Origin of the sequence: Legionella norrlandica, from assembly GCF_000770585.1 — a bacterium.
GTDB lineage: Bacteria > Pseudomonadota > Gammaproteobacteria > Legionellales > Legionellaceae > Legionella > Legionella norrlandica.
This window is the reverse complement of the sequence record NZ_JNCF01000131.1, coordinates 1-476: the sequence shown is the minus strand read 5'-3', so window position 1 is coordinate 476 and position 476 is coordinate 1. Positions and strand designations below refer to the sequence as shown.

The window sequence follows — 476 nt, the reverse complement described above, 5'->3', positions numbered from 1 at the left end:
GGCTCTTCCCCATTTCCGGGGGCATTAATCAAGAACACAAAACTTTAACCCTTAACCTGTAATTTTCAAAGTTTCTAAACCCATAAGCACGACGTTGAATCAGCTTCATCTTACGATGGAACCCTTCCGTAATACCGTTGTTTTTAGTAAACCGCCACATTCTAACTACTTCCTCTCGCCATTGATATAATGTTTTACCTAGAGTTTTAAGTGATTCAAAAGGGCTTTCTTTTAAAAGCGTTACGAACTTAAGAAACAAAGGTAGTAAACGCTGGCACTGTTTTGCTGTCCGATGCTTTTTCATCAAGAGTCGATGAAGACGTTGCTTAAAGTGATAGATGGCAGCGATTGCAGGTTGCTGCTTAAATAGCTGGCTCTTTATTCAAACGTTTTATCGTAAATTGGCTTCATTCGTTCTTAATGCAGCCAATAGGCCGCGCTGATAACTTTATCTGAGGGTCAATTTGGTTGATAAG

The 476-nt window shown here is 39.7% G+C and carries 1 pseudogene; it reads right to left on the bottom strand.

The window, feature by feature from the left end:
• Window positions 1–28 precede the first annotated feature (28 nt).
• Window positions 29–476: pseudogene (locus tag OK13_RS13735) on the bottom strand (ISL3 family transposase); the annotation flags it as partial.